We start from the raw sequence: 17393 nt of genomic DNA on the forward strand, positions 1-17393 counted from the left end.
GCCAAAAGGGGGAGGGATAAGCCCCCGCCCTACCAAGCCCTCACCCTACATGAAACGATAAACTAAAATTTATTGTCCTCAAAGCTGTATGAAAGCATATCATACGGCCCAGGCGATTGCTCTAAAGGAATTCTGAGGATTTCATTAAGTTTCCCTTAAAGCCCTCCGTCCGCGCAAAAAGCGCCCCGGCGGAGACCGCCGGAGCGCCAGATAAGGAGGAATGGAAAATATCAAATTGACAAACGAAACTCCCGCATCCGGTCACTGCACCGGCCCGGATGTTCCCTTTCCCTATTCTATGCTCCCGCTTGGAGCAGGTTACAGCAAAAAAAGCCAGACAGCCCAGCACAACGAGGCCGCCACAGCCCCCGCCGCCCCCCACAGGGGGCCGGGCAGCCGCTCCAGCCGCCGGTTCCAGGCCTTGCCCTGCTTCAGGTAGCCGTCGGCAGCCTGGCGGGCCTCCTTCAGCACACGGTCAGCACTGACCCCCTCCCGGGCCAGCGCCTCTTCCTTGACGATAAAAATGGCCTCCTCAAACAGCTTGGGGTCGGGGGATTTGACCAGAATCACCTGGCGGGTGATACCCTTCACCATTTATGTCACATCCTTTCAGGCACGTTGCCGTTCCCAGTATTTACCCCTAGTCTGTCCCCATTTTCCCTGGTATATTCCCCCTTGTCACGCCCGTACACTATTTTCACGCGGACAAAAGGAGGGGCGGGCATGGACGAGGAGCGGCGGAGGTTGGTCGAACTGGCAGTGCTGTATTTGGTCAATGTTGTGGTCATTCTTGCGGTGCAGTGGATCAAGGGATAACTTTTAGTTTATCGTTTCATGTAGGGTGAGGGCTTGGTAGGGCGGGGCTTATCCCTCCCCCTTTTGGCCTTCGGCCATTTCCCCCCGACGGGGGGAATCGTCCCCCGCCGTCCGACGGCTGCCATTTTGGCGGCGGCCCCAAGGGGCTGCCCTACGGGCGGGGCGTCCAGAGGCCGCCCCCTACGAAGCCATATTGTAAACCGTGCGTAGGGGGCGGCGTCCCCGACGCCCCATAATACATCCATAAACTAAAATTTTTAACTCAGCAGCAGTTCCAGATCCTCTACCGTCATTCCCGGCTGGAGGGCCAGGCTTATGCCGTAGCCAACGATCTTGGCTAGGTCTGCCACCTGGCTGTCGATGTCCTTGGGGGTGACCAGCAGATCCCGCCCCGCGCCCAGGTCGGGCAGCTCATCCGCACCCATCAGGTCGGCGGCCAGGGTGGACCCCTCCACTACCGTGGGCACACCCAGCGCCAGGACGGGCACCCCAAGGCTGTCCCGGTCCAGCGCCACCCGATGATTCCCCACCCCGGAGCCGGGGGTGATCCCGGTATCCGCAAGCTGCACCGTCCGGCACAGCCGCTCCAGAGACCGGGAGGCCAGGGCGTCCACCGCGATGACACAGGCGGGCCGGAGCTTTTCGCACACCGCCCGGACCACCTCGCCGCTCTCCACCCCCGTGGTGCCCAGCACCTCTGCCGCCAGAGAGGCCACGGGCCGCAGGTGGCCGAAGTGCTCCGGCATCTGGTCCACCAGGTGTCGGGTGACGAAGATCTGCTCGTGGACTTTGGGGCCGATGGCATCGGGGGTGATGGCCCGGTTTCCCAGCCCCGCTACCAGCACCAACCCCTGGGGGTCTACCCCCTCCAGCAGCTGGGACAGCTCTCCCGCCACCGCCCGGATGGCCCGGCCAAAGACGCCCTCGGCCCGGCCCGCCACCCCCTCCAGGGTCAGGGTCACATAGGTCCCCTGTGGTTTACCCAGGGCCTGTTCTCCCTCCCGGTCCAGGATCCGCACCGTGGTCACCGGGATGCCCTCCCGCTCCCTGTCCCGGGCCTCCACCCCGGACAGCCGGGTGGTCTCCCCGGCGCTCTCCCGCCACAGTTCCTGGGCCTCCATGGCCAAATCGGTCCTTCTGATCTTCATAATTTGTTCCCGCCTTCCCCTATATCTTGTGTAATTTTTCCCCATATTCCCTATTTTTTGCGGCTATTCGTGATCTATCCAAATTTCTTGAAAAAATCGAAAAAAACAGTTGATTTTTCTGAAGACCAATGGTAAAATACATATCTGCACAGGCATACTGTGTCTAAATTAACGATGAAAATCGGAGGAGGTGTTTGGTTTGCCGAATATCAAGTCTGCCAAGAAGCGTGTGCTGGTGTCCCAGACCAAAGCTGCTCAGAACAAGGCCGCGAAGTCCGCGCTGAAGACCGAACTCAAGAAGTTTGACGCCGCGGTGGCGGAAGGCAACCGCAGCGAGGCCGATGTCGCTTACAAGGTGGCTGTCAAGGCGGTGGATCAGGCCGCTGCCAAGGGGCTGCTGCATAAGAACAATGCTGCCAACAAGAAGAGCAGCATGACCATCAAGCTGAACAAGCTGGCCTGAGGTCTGCAACGTCGAAAGCCGTCTGGAAATCAGACGGCTTTTTTCGTTTTTTCCGGCAGTTTGCCTGGATGAACTTTTGTTTATTCTCAATCACCCGACAGGGAAGGAGAGAACCCATCATGTTAAAAAAACTTCTGTCTCTGCCGCCGGTCTCCTTTTGTCTGGACGCGGCGGACGCCTACGGACGGGCAGGAGTGGCCCGGTCCGCCGCCGCCCTGTCCTACTTTCTCATCCTCACCCTCTTCCCCCTGCTTATGTGCGTCAACTACTTCATTGGCCTGTTCCATCTGGACCTGGAGCAGATTTTGTCGGGGCTGGACCAGGTCCTACCCGGCGGGGCCCTCTCCGTCATGACGGACTACCTCACCTATGTGGCCGGCAGCCAGTCCCCCGGTCTGCTGTGGGCCAGTCTGTTCACCATCCTGGTGTCCGCATCGGCGGGACTGCGGACGTTGTTTCTCACCATGGACCAGCTCTATGAGGTGGAGGACCGCCATCCGGTGAGCCTGTTTCTGGTCAGCATGCTGCTGTCCGCCCTGCTGCTGCTCACCATCTATTTGTCGGTGGTGGTCATCTTTACCGGTGACTGGTTCTTCTGGCTGCTGGAGACCCACCTGCCCCTGCGGCTGGCCCAGCTGCTCCCCCTGGCCGCCCTGGCCCCTCTGTGGCAGTGGATGCGCTATCTGCTGCTGTTCTGCTTCGTGCTGATCCTGGTCCTGGTCATCTACCGGGCCGGCGTCCCCCGGCGGCTGCTGCCCAACCGGACCGTCCTGATCTCCTCCTGCCTCACCGCCTTGGCCATGGTGGCCTGCTCGGTGGTCTTCTCCTGGTTCATCGGCATGTCCTCCCGGTACGCTCTGGTTTACGGCTCCCTGGCCTCCCTGATCATTCTGCTGGTCTGGCTGTACTTCTGCGGCAACATCCTGCTGCTGGGGGCGGTGGTCAGCCAGGTCTGGGTCCGCCGGCACAGGCAGGCCTCCCACTGACTTCCAGCCCGTTAAAAGGCCTTTCGCCGAGCCCCTTCTTCCCTTTTCTTCCGGACAAAAATGTGGTACACTTTACTATATACCCCCACAATATTATCCTCCTTGCCCAACGGGCACGGGAAAGGTGGCTTCCCTATGCACGACAAGCTGATCCGTCAGATCGACCGCGAAATCGCCGAGGCCCTGGCTGCCCGGAGGCTGATCTCCCTCCCCAACCGAAAGGCCGCGCTGGCCCTGTTGAAGGACCCCGACTGGCAGGCGGGGCTGTCCGCCCTGTTCCCCATCCGGGAGCGGCTGACCTGCGCCGGGGTGCTGGAGCTGTGCGCCCCTTTGATGGCCCGGCTGTGCCCCGACGCCCCGGAACAGGGCTGGGGTCCCTTCTGTTACCAGTACATCTGCCGCCTCATGTTCCCCGACAACGGGGCTGTTCAGCCTGACCGCCGGGGCGAGGCCGCGAAATTTTACCTCACCGTTCTTCAGGTACTGCTGGACCACGAGCGGGCCGCCCTTCCCTTCGACCCCATGCTGGACTTCCAGTTCCTGTCGCCGGAGGAGTACGCCGCCTGCGACAACGGCAAGGAGTACCGCCGCCTCATGACCGCCTGGCGGGAGGAATATATCTATGAACTCATGCGGCTGGGTCTGGAATTTACCCCCTTCCGCATCCTGAGCCACATCTCCGGCGTTCACTACATCGCCATGACCGCCGCCCGGGGCCTGAAGCAGGCCGGGGTGGAGGTGGACCTGTCCCTCATCTCCGGCGCAGCCGCGGCCCACGACTTCGGCAAATTCGGCTGCCGGCCCGGGGAGCGGGTACCCTACCTCCACTATTACTACACCGACCAGTGGCTGCTGGCCCGGAAGATGGAAAACATCAGCCATATCGCCTCCAACCACTCCACCTGGGACCTGGAGCTGGAATCCCTGTCGGTGGAATCCCTGCTGCTCATTTACGCCGACTTCCGTTCCAAGCAGTCCCGGGACGCGGAGGGCAACGAGATCACGGTCCTCTACCCTCTGGAGGAGTCCTTCCAGGTCATCCTGTCCAAGCTGGACAATGTGGACCGGGCAAAGCGCCGCCGGTATGAATTCGTCTACGGAAAGCTCCACGACTTCGAGGACTACATGCGCCGTCTGGGCGTGGATGTGGATCTGACCGGCCGCCCCCAGCCCCCCGCGCCGCCCAAGGACGCCGCTCTGATGGACCCCGAGGAGACGCTGAACAGTCTGATCCTGTTGTCTGTGGAGCACAACATCCGGCTGATGCACATGCTGTCCAACGAGCAGAAGTTCGGCAACATCATTGAGGCAGCCCGGTCCGCCAAGAGCTGGCAGCAGCTGCGGGCCTACCTCAACGTCTTTGAGGAATACTTCACCTATCTGTCCGTGCGGCAAAAAACCCAGGCGCTCTCCTTCCTCTACGAGCTGCTGGTCCACCGCGAGGGCGACATCCGCCGTCAGGCCGGCGGTCTGATCGGCCAACTCATTGCCCGCTTCCATCTGGTGTACCGGAAGGAGGTCCCCGCTGACGCTCAGAGCGACCCGGCGGAGGAGGTCCCCTTTACCCTCTGGGAACAGTACCTGGACATGATCATCTTCCCCGACCACAAGACCACGCCCCAGCAGCGCTCCCACATCAGCTACACGCTGAAGCTGGTGGTGGGCTCCATGCTGACCCACGCCCGTCCCGGTGATATCCCCCGGTTCCTGGGCGCCCTGCTGAAATACTATGAAAAGCCGGAGGAGCTCTCCTCCGACACCGCCTTTACCCTGCTGGACGCCATCCGGTACCTGCCCTCCCAGTATTACGGGGAGGAGGTCCGCAGGCAGCTTATTGAGTTTGCCGCCTACTTCGCCGTCTCTGACGAGCTGCGCCTGTCCACCGCCGCCCTGGAGTTCCTCCGGGAGGCGGAGCGCTCCCTCACCCAGGACCACCCCCTGATGCGCCGCATCGCCCAGATCGCCCATCAGGTACACAGCCGCCAGCTGACCAGCATCTTCCTGAAGTGCAAGCTTCTCCGCCGGGCCGGCGAGGATGTGTCCGCTCTGGAGCAGACCTTGTACCACATGGACATCACCAGCGAGGTCTTTCTGGACAACCTAAAGATCGCCACCCCCTGGGTGGTGAAGGTGGCCGGCGTAGAGCTGCTGTGGGACCAGGTGGAGTACGGCTTGAAGACCCACACCCTTCACATTGCCACCCACTTCTCCAACCTGGTCAAGGTATCCGAGCGGGTGGTGGTCCGGCACTCCGCCGGACAGGCTCTGGTCCGTACCCTGTCCGTCCTGCGCCGGGACCAGCGCAACGAGGTGGTGGTAGAGCTGGGCAAGGGGCTGGAGATGGGGCAGTACGAGATCTCCAAGTACATTCCCCAGTACCTGGGCCAGGCCGCCCTGTACCTCTATCCCAGCGAGCTGGACGAGCAGGTACTGTGGCTCAAGTCCCTGCTGGGCTCCCCCAACGACTCCGCCGTCTCCGGCGCGCTGAACACCGTGGGGGTGCTGCTCCAGCACTACCCCGCCTACCGGGACCGGTTCCCCGAGTCGGCCGCCTCCTATGAGAACCGCCGGCAGGTGCTGCTGGGCCTTCTTCTCCAGGGGCTGGCCCACTACCGGGAAGCCGTCCGTCAGGAGGCCCTGCTGGTCATCGGCAAGCTGCTCTTCGAGTCCCCCGTTCTCAGCATGGAGGAAAAAGGCCGCCTGTTCGCACTGAGCTACCGCAAGCTGCTCTTCCTCATTCAGGAGGCCCCCCGCCAGGACGGCCTGACCTTCTTCTACCGGGCCGCCGCCCTGGCCCACATCAACCGGTTCATCGCCCTGCGCCGGCTGGACCACGGGCCCTTCACCTTTGAAAAGCCCCGGAAGATTGCCTTCTTCCCGGGCACCTTCGACCCCTTTACCCTCTCCCACAAGGGCATTGTTCACGCCATCCGGGATCTGGGCTTCGAAGTCTATCTGGCCGTGGACGAGTTCTCCTGGTCCAAGAAGGCCCAGCCCCATCTGATCCGCCGGCAGATCGTCAACCTGTCGGTGGCCGGGGATTTCCACGTCCACCTGTTCCCCGATGACATCCCGGTGAATATCGCCAACCCCGACGATCTGAAGCGGCTGCTGGACCTGTTCCCCGGCCAGACGGTATATATTGTAGCGGGCAGCGACGTGGTGGCCAACGCCTCCTCCTACAAGGCGCCGCCCCAGCCCTTCTCCATCCACCAGATGAACCACGTCATCTTCCGCCGGGCAGGGGAACGCGAGCTGCCCAAGCCTCTGCCCATCACCGGCGAGGTCATCCAGCTCCAGCTGCCCCCCCACCTGGAGGACATCAGCTCCACCCGTATCCGGGAAAACGTGGACCTGAACCGGGATATCTCCAACTTTATCGACCCGGTGATCCAGGAGTTCATCTATCAGAACGGCCTGTACCTCCGGGACACTCAGGACAAGCCCCTGCTCTACGCCGGGGACCTGGCCTTCCAGTGGGAGGACGCCCCCGCCCCCGACCTTCTGGCTCAGCTCATCGAAAAGCAGCCGGAGCTGGAGCCGGTCCTGGCCGCCATCGCCCGCCACGGGGACCGCCTTCTGCTTCTCCACCGCACCTCCGACCGGTGCCTGCTGGGCTTTGTCAGCTACCGGCTCCTGTCCGCCTCCCAGCTCTTCGGCGCTCTGGGGGACAATGAGCTGGCCAACCGCATCCGTCTGCGCTCGGCGGGCAATGTGCTGCTGGTCACCGCCCTGTCCGCCGATATTTCCGACAAGCACAAGGATTACAGCCAGCTGCTGCTGTGCGAGCTGATCGCCCGGGCTCTGGAGGAGGAGTACGTCTACGCCGTATTCCACCCCCACGACGGCCATCTGGTCCCCTGGCAGGAGGACAACCTGGCCCGAATGGGCTTTGTCGCCCGGGAGGGGGACGCCCCCATCCGGGAGGTGGATATGCACGCCCCCACGGTGCTCATTCAGAATCTGGAGACCACGGTTCAGGAGCCCCTGTGCCGCAACCCCCGGGTGCTGTCTGCCATTCGCCGGGGCCACGAGCAGCTCCAGTACGCCCTGTCCGGCCTCTACCCCGGCTCCCTGGTTCTCACCCTGTCCGCCGACATCATCCACCACCGGCTACTGGAGAAGATCACCGCCTATAACAACGTGTCCTCCACCCCCACCGTTCCCCGGGTCCTGGGCGAGAACATGTGCGTCCCCTTCGGCAAGATGCTCCGGGGCAAGATCGTCCCCAACACGGTGACCAAGACCCTTCACACCGACAAGGTCTTTACCCCCGACCTCTCGGAGAGCACTCTGGAGGCCTTCCCCTACTACGCCCCCATCCCCAGCCAGATCCGCACCATCAAATCCTTCAACCGCCCGGTGATCCTGGTGGACGATCTGATGCACCCCGGCTTCCGCCTGCGCTTTTTGGACCCCATCCTCCGCCAGGAGGATGTCCCCATCCGCATGGTGCTGGTGGGCGTGCTGTCCGGCTATGGCAAGGATCTGATGCGGTCCTGGGACCGGCCGGTGGACAGCGTCTACTTCCTGCCCCGGCTGCGCCAGTGGTTCGTGGAGTCCACCCTCTACCCCTTCATCGGCGGCAATACGGTCCGGCGGCCCACCTCCCCGGTCCCCGGCCTGTTGCCCGGCATCAACCATATCCTGCCCTACGCCGTCCCTGCCTACCAGGGAGAGTGCGGACGGGAGGCGGTGTTCCAGCTGTCCCGCACCTGTCTGGAGGCGGCTCTGGACGTGATGCGCACCCTGGAGCAGGAGTACCGGGTCCTCTACGGCAGGAACCTGACCCTGTCTCGTCTGCCTGAGGCGGTCATCCTGCCCCTGTGCCCCGACAAGGGCACCTGCCTGCGCTACGACCCCAATTTGGCCGCTTCTGTCTATCTGGAAAACGACCTGGAGCAGCTCTTGCGGCAAAATCAATGATCTCGTTTTGGCAGGCAGGAGATAGGAGCTACACGTTGCTGTGCCGCCTCCAATGATTCGCCCAAGGCGAATGCCAAAGCTCCTGACTTCCAATTTCTGACTCCTAACTGATAAAGGGTGATTTTATGTACTACTACCGCCACAAGGGCGTCCATCTGGTCTCTCTGGCCCCGCTGGATGGCTTTGGTCCCGAGATTTCTCCCGTCACGGAAGGCCGGCTTTTTGCACCCGTAGACGGTGATCCGGTGCTGGGCCGGGGCTCCTTCAAAGTGACCTGTCCGGGCCAGCTGCTGAATTCCCACGGTCTGGAGGTGCTGGACGGCTCCCGTCTGCCCCCGGTCCAGGTGGACGAGGCCACCGCCGCCGCCATCTCCGAAGGCCGCCTCACCGCCGTCAACACCGGCCGGCACGGCTGGGAGGACCTGCTCACCGCCGTCCCCAAGGGGGGCAAAAAGCGGGTGAATTTGCTGGCCATCGGGGACGTGGGCTCCACCCTCCTCACCGGCCTAAAGCTGCTGGGCGGCGACGTCATCGACTCCATCGGCATCTGCGACCTCAGCGACCAGATCACTGCCCGGTGGGAGTTTGAGATGGGCCAGATCGCCCTGCCCTGGCAGTACGACGCCATGCCCGAGGTGGAGGTCATCCCCCCCGAGCGGCTTTTCGACTGCGATATGTTCGTCTTCGTAGCCTCCAAGGGCATCCCCCCCGTGGGCTCCGGGGTGAAGGACGTGCGGATGTACCAGTTTGAAAACAACGCCAAGATCGTGAAACACTACGCCAAGATGGCCCGGGCGTCCCATTTCCAGGGCCTGTGGTGCGCCGTGTCCGACCCGGTGGACCCGCTGGCCAAGACCGCCTATTTGGAGAGCAACCGGGACGAGAACGGGGTCTGGGACGGCCAGGGCCTGCGGCCCGAGCAGGTCCAGGGGTTCGGCCTGGGGGTGATGAACGCCCGGGCGGCCTACTACGCCAAACGGGACGCCCGCTTTGCCTCCTTCCTCACCGAGGGGCGGTCTTTTGGTCCCCACGGCACCGGGCTGACCATTGCCAACTCCATCGAGCATTATGACGACGCTCTGTCCCAGGAGCTGACCCAACTCACCGTCACCGCCAATTTGAAGATGCGTGAGATCGGCTTTAAGCCCTATGTGGCCCCCGCCCTGTCCTCCGGGGCCCTGTCCCTGCTGCTCACCCTCCGGGGGGAGTGGCACTGCGGTTCGGTATTTCTGGACGGTATCTATATGGGTGTGAAGAACCGCTACACCCCTGCTGGTATCGAGACCGAAGTGCTGCCCCACATCCCCGACGCCCTGTTCGGCCACATCCGGGACGCGGCGGAGCATTTGAAAGAAGTACTATAAATTTTAGTTTATCGTTTCAAGTAGGGTGAGGGCTTGGTAGGACGGGGGCTTATCCCTCCCCCTTTTGGCCTTCGGCCATTTCCCCCCGACGGGGGGAATCGTCCCCCGCCGTCCGACGGCTGCCATTTTGGCGGCGGCCCCAAGGGGCCGCCCTACAGGCGGGGCGTCCAGAGGCCGCCCCCTACGAAACCATATTGTAAACCGTGCGTATGGGGCGGTGTCCCCGACGCCCCATAATACATCCATAAACTAAAATTTATCACATTTAGGAAGACGGTGACTTGGATGTCCCTGACTGTAATTTATCCCATCCCTGACGTCGGCTGGGCTGACCAGCGGCTGAACGGCATTTTGAAGCACGCTCTGGAAGGCCGGCAGGTCCGGGTCCTCCGCCGGGCCGAGGAGCTGGAAGGTCTGGCGGGCCAAAAGCTCCTGTTCGCCCTGCCTCTGGGAGACACCGGGACCAATCTGGAGTATGTTAAAATGCTCTCCCTTCTGCGCCGCAGGCCAAAACTTTTGGAGGGCTGCACCGCCGGTCTCATTGTGGACGGCGCCACTCCTCTGTACACCAAGTCCGCCGCCTCCGAGCTGGTGCTGGCCGCCAATCTGGCAGGTTGCGCCTTCCTGGGCCGTCCTCTGGTGGAGGGCACCGGCTCCCTGGTCAACTTCCGCATCCAGGCCAAGAATCTGAACACCGACCTGATGGGGGCCTACCGCTCCGCCGCCCGGGACCTGGTCCGGCGGCTGGAGGAGGAGTCCTTTTCCCGGCAGGAACAGCCGGAGCTGCTGGTTCTCCACGCCTCCAGCCACCACACCTCCAACACCATGGGGCTGTGGGAACAGGTCCGGTCCCGTCTGGGAGGCGGCTTCACTGTGACCGAGATCGGCCTGCGTAACGGCACCCTGTCCGACTGTTCCGGCTGCCCCTACACCATGTGTCTCCACTTTGGAGAAAAAGGTGGCTGCTTCTATGGCGGGCTGATGCAGGAGGAGGTCTACCCCGCCGTCCGCCGATGTGCCGGGCTGGTGATGCTGTGCCCCAACTACAACGACGCCCTGTCCGCCAATCTCACCGCCTTCATCAACCGGCTCACCGCCCTGTTCCGGCAAACCCGGTTTTATGACAAGGCCCTCTTCGCCCTGGTGGTGTCGGGCTACTCCGGCGGGGACATCGTGGCCCGTCAGCTTATCTCTGCCCTGAATATGAACAAATCCTTCTACCTCCCCGGCCGCTTTGCCCTGACGGAGACGGCCAACGACCCCGGCGAGGCCCTGACCCTGCCCGGTATTCAGGACCGACTGGACCAGTTCGCCGCCAACCTCCGCAGCACTCTTTTAGCCCCATAAGAAAGCATTTGATATAAAAGCAGGTGCGGTCCGATCGGACCACACCTGCTTTTTTTGTCAGAAACTGCTCATACAGTTTCTCTGTCTCCTAAGGAACCCCCGCCTGAGCGGGGGGCTCCTTCTACATTACGTTTTACTTGGCGGGCAGATACTCCATGGGGTCCACCGGTTCCCCATTCTTCCAGGCCTCCAGATGGAGATGGGAGTCTACTCCGCTCTCAGCGATGGCGGTGGTCCCCACCGCGCCTAAGATAGTCCCGGTCTCCACCGCGTCCCCCGCCTTCACGGCGGGCTGACCGGCCAGATTGCAGTAGAGGGTGGTCAACCCGTCCCCGTGGTCCAGGATCACCGTGGTGCCCATCAGGCCGTCGTCATAGACCTGGGTGACGGTACCCGGCGCCATAGCCAGCACCTTCACGCCCTGCTCGGCGGCGATGTCCAGCCCTCCGTGGGTCCGCCAGTCCCCCAGAGTGGGGTCAAACGCCAAGGTCTCCACGCTGAAGTCACGCAGGACCTCGCCCTTTACCGGCCAGGTAAACACCATGGCCGCCGGCTTCTGGGCGTCCTGCTTCTCCGGCTCCCCGGTCTGGGTCGGCTGCTTTACCGGCTGGGGATCGTCCTTAGGCGCAGGCGTCTCGACCTGGGCCTTGCCGGCGGTTTGGGTGTCCTTCCCCGGGTCTTGGGTCAGGGTACCCACCGGGTCAGGACCGTTGGCCTCCGAGTCGGGGAGCACCACCGAGGTATCGCCCCCGGTCGGCTCCGCCTCCTGCTGGTTTGGATTCATGGTACGGATCAGATAATAGCCCGAAATTCCAATGGTGGCGACACACAGGAACAGGACTATGTAAAAGCCCTTTCCCAGCACGAAATCGCCAAGTTTTTCAACAAAGCTTCGGTTCTTCAAGGAAAAACCACCTCCGTGCTCCTATTGTGGACAAGCCGGAGGCAGGTTATACATGGCGCACAAAAATTTCCCCTGTGGTTCCCCGACCCTTTATCAAGAATAAAATTCCGCCTCCCCGGACACACTTTTAAAAGAGCAAATCTTTCCGGAAAGGCGGATGATTTATGGAAGTACGGGATCTAATGAACGCCAGCGTGGTCTCCGTGGAGCCTACCTCGTCGGCGGCGCTGGCCGCCCGGCTCATCAGCCGGCACAACGTAGGGGCCTTGCCGGTGTGTTCCGAGGACAAGCGGCTGCGGGGCATGATCACCGACCGGGACATCGTGCTGCGGTGCGTGGCGGCGGAGGAGGACCCGGCACAGACCATGGTCCGGGACATCATGACCCGGAATTGCGCCACCGTGTCCCCTGGAGATGACTGTCGGGAGGCCACACGCCTCATGGCGGCCCAGCAAGTCCGGCGGCTGCCCGTGGTGGAGGGCGGTAAGGTGGTGGGTATGATCTCTTTGGGGGACCTGGCAAAGAGCCGCCGTTTTGACATGGAGGCCGCCCAGGCCCTCAGCGAGATTTCAGAAAACATCGTGATCCGATAGGAGAAAAGGCAGACACATGGAAAACAACCATGGTCTGCCTCTCTTATTTCTTTTTCTTCCGATAAAAAGACGGAGCCCCCATTCGGGGGCTCCGAAGAAGTAAGGTAAAACCTTATCTTACTTGATCACGAAGATGGTCACGACCTCGCCGTCATTGATGACCAACTCGACAGTCGCGGTCTTCTCCACGTCGCTCAGAGTGGCGGACTCAATCTTGTCACCGGTGGTAACCTCATAGACCTCCACGTCGGCGGACAGGGCGTAGTAGACGGAACCGACCTTGATGGCGTCGTCCTCGGCAGCAACATTCACAGTGCCCTCAACAACATAGTTGTCGTCCTTGGAATCCTTGCTGTAAGCGTCGCACTCGGAGATGTCGGCGATGTTATAATCGTCGTACACCATGGCGCTGAACAGGGCGTTGCCGCTGGTCAGGTTGGCAGCGACAGCAGTGTCCACGTCGATGGTGGTGATCTCGCCGTTCACAACAGCCTTGTAGGTGTAGTAGACGCCGGCGTCGGTGTCCTTAACAGCGGTGGGATCCTTGGTAGCCAGGATGTAAACGATGTCCTTGGCGGACTCGCTGACAGAGGCGTCCTTGATGAAGACCACAGTGGCCAGGTTGCCGCTCTTGCAGTACACGGACACATCAGCAGTGTTGGTAGCCTTCAGGCTGGGCACGTTGGCGTAGCCAGTGTAAGCGGTGTAGGTGGCCTTGGAGCCCTCGCCCTTCTGCAGCAGGAACAGGGTCTTGGCGTTGGCGTACACGGTCTCACCGTCGATGGTCATCTTGGTCTCGCCGTTGGTGACCTTCACGTCAGTCTTCTCAGCGGTCTCAGCCTGGCTCTTCAGGGTGTACAGGTCCTTGGAGTCCTTGGAGTACTCCACGATGTCCTCCTCGAAGGCGGCAATGGCAGCGCGGCGGGCAGCAGAGGTGTCGCCCAGGGTGTCCTTGTCGACCTCGACCTCGGCCACGGTGCCGTCAGCCAGCAGCAGCTTGGCATAGTAGGCCTCGTCGCCGTAACGGCCGGTATCCCAGCCAGCATCCAGAACGTAAGCGTAGTCGCTGGAAGCCTTGAAGACCTCGGTGTAGATCACGTAGCCATACTCATCCAGGTACAGGTCCAGGATGCTGTCCACGTCGCTCTTGGTCAGCTTGGCAGCCAGCTTGTTGTACTTGTAGGTGACGCCGTCGCCAACGAAGCTGTCGGTGCCGGTGACCTTGGTGATCTCGGTCTCCTCGACCTTCTCAGCCAGCTTCAGGGACTTGATGGTGCCATCAGCCACGGTGTAGAGAACGATGTCTTCCTTCTCGAAGGCCTCGGTCTCGTACTTGCCGCTGACGCCGCCGTTCTTGGCGCTCACGTTGACATAAGCCTCGTCATCGCCCTTGGCAGCGACGACCTTGTTGACCTCACCAACATAGGTGTTGATGACGACGATGTCGACGGAGACGATGCCAGCCTTATCCTCGTGCTTGAAAGCCTCAACCAGAACGCCGTTGCCGCCGATCTTGGTCTTGCTGTCGTTCTTGGACAGAGCCATGGTGCCGATGGCGCTGTCGGCCTTGCCGTTGGTGTAGGTGGTGGCGGTGACCTTAGCGGTCAGAGCCAGATCAGCGTAGATGGTCTTAGCGGAGACCTCAGCGGTGTAGGTGGCGTCGGCAGCCTTGGGAGCCAGAACGCTCTCAGTGCCGTAGGTCCACTTGTCAGCGGGACGGCCGAAGTCGTCGCCGTCGACGGCGACCTTCTTCAGCTTGGTGCCGTACAGCTTCTCGCACAGCTGCTGATACTCGTCGCCATTGGCGCCGCGGTAGTCGCCGTCCTTCTTGGCAACGTAAGCATAGCTGTAGGTGGGCTTCACGCTGACGGTGATGCCGTTGCCGTCAACAGTCATGCCGCCCTGCTCGGTGACGACGCGGATGTCGGACTCCAGAGCGTTCAGGACCAGCTGAGCCACGTCGTTACGGGTCATGTCCTGATCGGTGTAGGCGTTGATGCCGTCATACAGAGCGATCTTGTCGGCCTGCTTGACAACAGCCAGCTTCCAGCTGTCGCCGAACTCGCCCTGGTAGCCGAAGTAGCCCAGAGCCTTCATGACCATCAGACCGGCCTGAACAGCGGTGACGTTGGCGTCGCCGTTGAACTGGGTGGCGCTGACGCCGGCGATGATGCCGTTGTTATAGCAAGCGGCAACATAGGGGGCGGCCCAGGCGGGCACGTCGGTGAAGGGGTGAGAACCGCCGGTCTTCAGACCCAGCAGGTTGCACATGACAACGGCCATCTCGTTACGGGTGACCATCTTGTCGGGGTTGAAGTTGCCCTTCTCGTCGCCGGTCATGATGCCGACCATCTTGAGCACTTCAATGGCTTCCAGGTTGTCCTTGGAATCCACGTCGGGGTAGCCCGCAGCGCTGGTGCCAACGACCATCATGCCGAGCAGCATGACGGAGGCCAGAGCCAGACTGAGAGCCCGCTTCAGGTTTCTCATTCGGAATTCCTCCTTTAAATTTCTGGCCCCATGAGCCGGGGCCGTATATAAGGCGCTGGCTGGCTTTGTGATCTCGGACGTCCGGGGCCGCTGGGACCCCAGGGCGCGGAAAACGACGCAGTCTGCCTCAACCTTTGCCGTCATTCTATCAAATGGATTTTTGAAAGTCAATTGGCCGGGGCGAGATGTAACAGAACTGTAATAAAGGGGCGGCCGCTCTCCTAAGCCCGTTTTTCCAGGCGGATGACCAGGGCGGTACGGTCATCGGTAGCCTCTTGGGGAGTCTGGGTAATGAGCTCCCGGGCCAGGTCCTTGGGACTGGCCCCGTCGAAGCCGGCCAGCTTTTCCCGCAGCCAGCCGTCCTCTCCGGAGCCGCAGACCCCGTCGCTGACCATCAGCACGGTGTCCCCCGGGTTCAGCCGCAGAGGGAATTGGTCCAGCGCGGCGGGCTCTCCCTCCGCCAGACCGGCGGGCAGGGAGGCGCCGGTGAGGCGCTGGACCGTCTCCCCCTTTTTTATATAGGTAGGGGCGGCCCCCATCTTATACAGTTCTCCCTCCCCGGTGAACAGGTCCACCTGGAGCAAGTCTACAGTGGTAAAGCCTCCGGTGTCCTCCCCCCGGAGGGCCAGGGCAGAGGAGAGGGTGGTCAGCGCCTGCCGGGGCCGTACCCCGGCCCGGAGGAACTGCTCCATCAGCCGCACGGCCAGGGAGCTCTCCCGGTTGGCCTCGGGGCCGCTGCCCATGCCGTCGCACAGCAGGACGTACAGCTTGCCGTCCGCCCGTTTGAAGTAGGTGCCCGCGTCGCCGCTCACCGTCTCCCCGCTCTTTTTCCGGGCAGCCACGCCGGCCACCGCCATCAAAGGCTCCTGCTGGATCAGGGCAATGCCTCCCTCCCCCTCCCGCTCCACCCGCAGGGGAGCGCCCAGCAGCAGGGACAGGTCGGCCACCCTGCTGGGCCGGGCCAGGGCGGCGCAGCCCGGGCCCTCTGCCTCCACCCGGAGCAGCCCCCGGCCGTCCCGGAACACCGCTGTCCGCACCTCCAGACCCAGCTCCGCCACCCGCTGGCGCAGTCTCCGGTCCCCCGTCAGATCGGGGGTCAGTTCCCGGCTCAGCTCCGCCGCCGCCGTCCCCAGCAGCTCCGACAGCTGGGCGTACTGCCGGCACACCGCCGCGCGGCTCTCCCGCACCCGGGCATTGTACTGCCGCCGGTACAAAAGGGCGAGATACTCCTCGTTCACCGCCGACAGAAAGGCGGGGAAATGGAGGCAGCGGTCGGCAAAATGGCGGGGGAAGTCCCCCGCCTCCGCCTTTCCCCGGTCCACCATGGCGGGAGTGGCGTCGTTGAGGGCGTTGAAGGTAGCGGTGTAGTCCTGTTTCCAGCACCGCCCCCGGAGGGAGCAGCTCCGGCACACCCGTCCCGCCGCCCGGTCAAAGACGGTGGCCACGTCGTTGTCGTTCCGGGGCGGCCGGAAGGCGTCCCGCAGGGAGTCGCCCAGGGTCCGAAAGGCCCGTGCGGTGGCCTCCAGCTTCTGCCGCACCAGCATCTGGGCCCGCAGATCCGCCGGCCCCGTCATCTCCGGAGCCAGCCAGACCCCCAGCCGCCGCAGGGGGCGTTCCGGAAGGAGGAGGAAGGTAACGGAGGCCAGAAACACCTCATACAGGATGGACAGGGACAGGTCCTGGTCCCAGGCCCACAGCACCGTCCCCCCGTTGACCAGCACATAGGCCAGAGCGGCGGTCAGCCGCCTCTTTCCCCGGCACAGGCCGGCGGCCAGTCCGGACAGGGCGCAGGCCATGGTGTAGAGAGGCAGTCCCCCCGCCGTCAGGTCCATGGCCGCTCCCATTGCCACCCCCACCACGGCTCCCGCCGACACCCCGCCCTGCCATCCGGAGGCCAGGACGGCCAGCACTCCCAGGCAGCGGCCCCCGGAGATGTCCCGATAGACATACAGGGGGGTCAAGGCCATGAGCAGGGTGGCCGTCAGAAACAGCAGTCCGCCCCGGCGGGCGGGGGTGAGCAGCCTGTCCTCCCGCCGGGTACGCATGGGCAGCAGCACCTCCCGGTAGCACCAGACCGAGAGGGTCGTCAGCAGAAACTCCAGCAGAAACCGGACCACATCGGTGGGCCGCCACCCGGTCCGGGACAGGACGATGGCCCCGGCGAAGCTGTTGATGGCGCCGGTGACCAGGGGCATGACCCAGGGCCGGCGGAAGAACTTCACGTCGTAAAAGGCAAAGGCCACGGCGAAGGTGAGGATGGACGCCGAGGCGTGCCGCAGGCCCTGGGCAAAGCCCAGCAGGCACAGATAGCCGAAGCAGGCCCCCAGCAGAGCCCCTCCCCCGCACAGCCCGGAGC

At 62.8% G+C, this 17393-nt stretch carries 11 protein-coding genes; 6 read left to right on the forward strand and 5 right to left on the reverse strand.

What is annotated here, in order from left to right:
- Positions 1-318 precede the first annotated feature (318 nt).
- Both I6E39_RS10255 and gpr read right to left on the reverse strand, forming a co-directional pair.
- Positions 319-594, reverse strand: a complete 276-nt coding sequence (locus tag I6E39_RS10255; RefSeq protein ID WP_235381491.1) for a translation initiation factor 2 — start codon at positions 592-594, stop codon at positions 319-321.
- Between the two features lie 479 nt (positions 595-1073).
- The gene (gpr, locus tag I6E39_RS10260; protein ID WP_235381492.1) at positions 1074-1964 is read right to left on the reverse strand and encodes a GPR endopeptidase; all 891 of its coding nucleotides are present in this window, start codon (positions 1962-1964) and stop codon (positions 1074-1076) included.
- Between the two features lie 199 nt (positions 1965-2163).
- Here gpr and rpsT point away from each other — a divergent pair, with 199 nt between their 5' ends.
- The 5 genes from rpsT to I6E39_RS10285 all read left to right on the forward strand — a co-directional run bounded on the left by rpsT (position 2164) and on the right by I6E39_RS10285 (position 11050).
- A complete protein-coding gene (gene rpsT, locus I6E39_RS10265) occupies positions 2164-2427 on the forward strand; it encodes a 30S ribosomal protein S20 (protein WP_235381493.1) in 264 nt (87 codons plus the stop codon).
- Positions 2428-2546: 119 nt separating this feature from the next.
- Positions 2547-3413, forward strand: a complete 867-nt coding sequence (locus I6E39_RS10270) for a YihY/virulence factor BrkB family protein (protein WP_235381494.1) — start codon at positions 2547-2549, stop codon at positions 3411-3413.
- Positions 3414-3548: 135 nt separating this feature from the next.
- Complete coding sequence (locus I6E39_RS10275; protein ID WP_235381495.1) at positions 3549-8339, forward strand: nicotinate-nicotinamide nucleotide adenylyltransferase; 4791 nt, start codon at positions 3549-3551, stop codon at positions 8337-8339.
- A gap of 125 nt (positions 8340-8464) precedes the next feature.
- Complete coding sequence (locus I6E39_RS10280) at positions 8465-9703, forward strand: Rossmann-fold NAD(P)-binding domain-containing protein (protein ID WP_235381496.1); 1239 nt, start codon at positions 8465-8467, stop codon at positions 9701-9703.
- A gap of 285 nt (positions 9704-9988) precedes the next feature.
- Complete coding sequence (locus I6E39_RS10285; protein ID WP_235381497.1) at positions 9989-11050, forward strand: flavodoxin family protein; 1062 nt, start codon at positions 9989-9991, stop codon at positions 11048-11050.
- Positions 11051-11183: 133 nt separating this feature from the next.
- Here the strand turns inward: I6E39_RS10285 and I6E39_RS10290 are convergent, their stop codons facing one another.
- Complete coding sequence (locus tag I6E39_RS10290; RefSeq protein WP_235381498.1) at positions 11184-11954, reverse strand: M23 family metallopeptidase; 771 nt, start codon at positions 11952-11954, stop codon at positions 11184-11186.
- 164 nt (positions 11955-12118) lie between these two features.
- Here I6E39_RS10290 and I6E39_RS10295 point away from each other — a divergent pair, with 164 nt between their 5' ends.
- On the forward strand, positions 12119-12547 hold the full coding sequence (locus I6E39_RS10295; RefSeq protein ID WP_235381499.1) for a CBS domain-containing protein: 429 nt from the start codon (positions 12119-12121) through the stop codon (positions 12545-12547).
- A gap of 117 nt (positions 12548-12664) precedes the next feature.
- On the opposite strand, the gene I6E39_RS10300 is transcribed toward I6E39_RS10295, so the two are convergent.
- Together I6E39_RS10300 and I6E39_RS10305 are read right to left on the reverse strand one after the other, a co-directional pair.
- Positions 12665-15037, reverse strand: a complete 2373-nt coding sequence (locus I6E39_RS10300; RefSeq protein WP_235381500.1) for an S-layer homology domain-containing protein — start codon at positions 15035-15037, stop codon at positions 12665-12667.
- 221 nt (positions 15038-15258) lie between these two features.
- Positions 15259-17393: SpoIIE family protein phosphatase (locus I6E39_RS10305; RefSeq protein ID WP_235381501.1), on the reverse strand; the 2135-nt coding region annotated here is incomplete at its 5' end.

The sequence above is a fragment of the Pseudoflavonifractor phocaeensis genome, from assembly GCF_021531375.1.
In the GTDB taxonomy this organism is placed as follows: Bacteria; Bacillota; Clostridia; order Oscillospirales; family Oscillospiraceae; genus Lawsonibacter; species Lawsonibacter phocaeensis_B.

Coding starts and splice junctions, on each gene's coding strand:
- I6E39_RS10255 (WP_235381491.1), bottom strand. CDS start 594: ATGGTGAAGGGTATCACCCGCCAGGTGATTCTGGTCAAATCCCCCGAC.
- gpr (WP_235381492.1), bottom strand. CDS start 1,964: ATGAAGATCAGAAGGACCGATTTGGCCATGGAGGCCCAGGAACTGTGG.
- I6E39_RS10270 (WP_235381494.1), top strand. CDS start 2,547: ATGTTAAAAAAACTTCTGTCTCTGCCGCCGGTCTCCTTTTGTCTGGAC.
- I6E39_RS10275 (WP_235381495.1), top strand. CDS start 3,549: ATGCACGACAAGCTGATCCGTCAGATCGACCGCGAAATCGCCGAGGCC.
- I6E39_RS10280 (WP_235381496.1), top strand. CDS start 8,465: ATGTACTACTACCGCCACAAGGGCGTCCATCTGGTCTCTCTGGCCCCG.
- I6E39_RS10285 (WP_235381497.1), top strand. CDS start 9,989: ATGTCCCTGACTGTAATTTATCCCATCCCTGACGTCGGCTGGGCTGAC.
- I6E39_RS10295 (WP_235381499.1), top strand. CDS start 12,119: ATGGAAGTACGGGATCTAATGAACGCCAGCGTGGTCTCCGTGGAGCCT.
- I6E39_RS10300 (WP_235381500.1), bottom strand. CDS start 15,037: ATGAGAAACCTGAAGCGGGCTCTCAGTCTGGCTCTGGCCTCCGTCATG.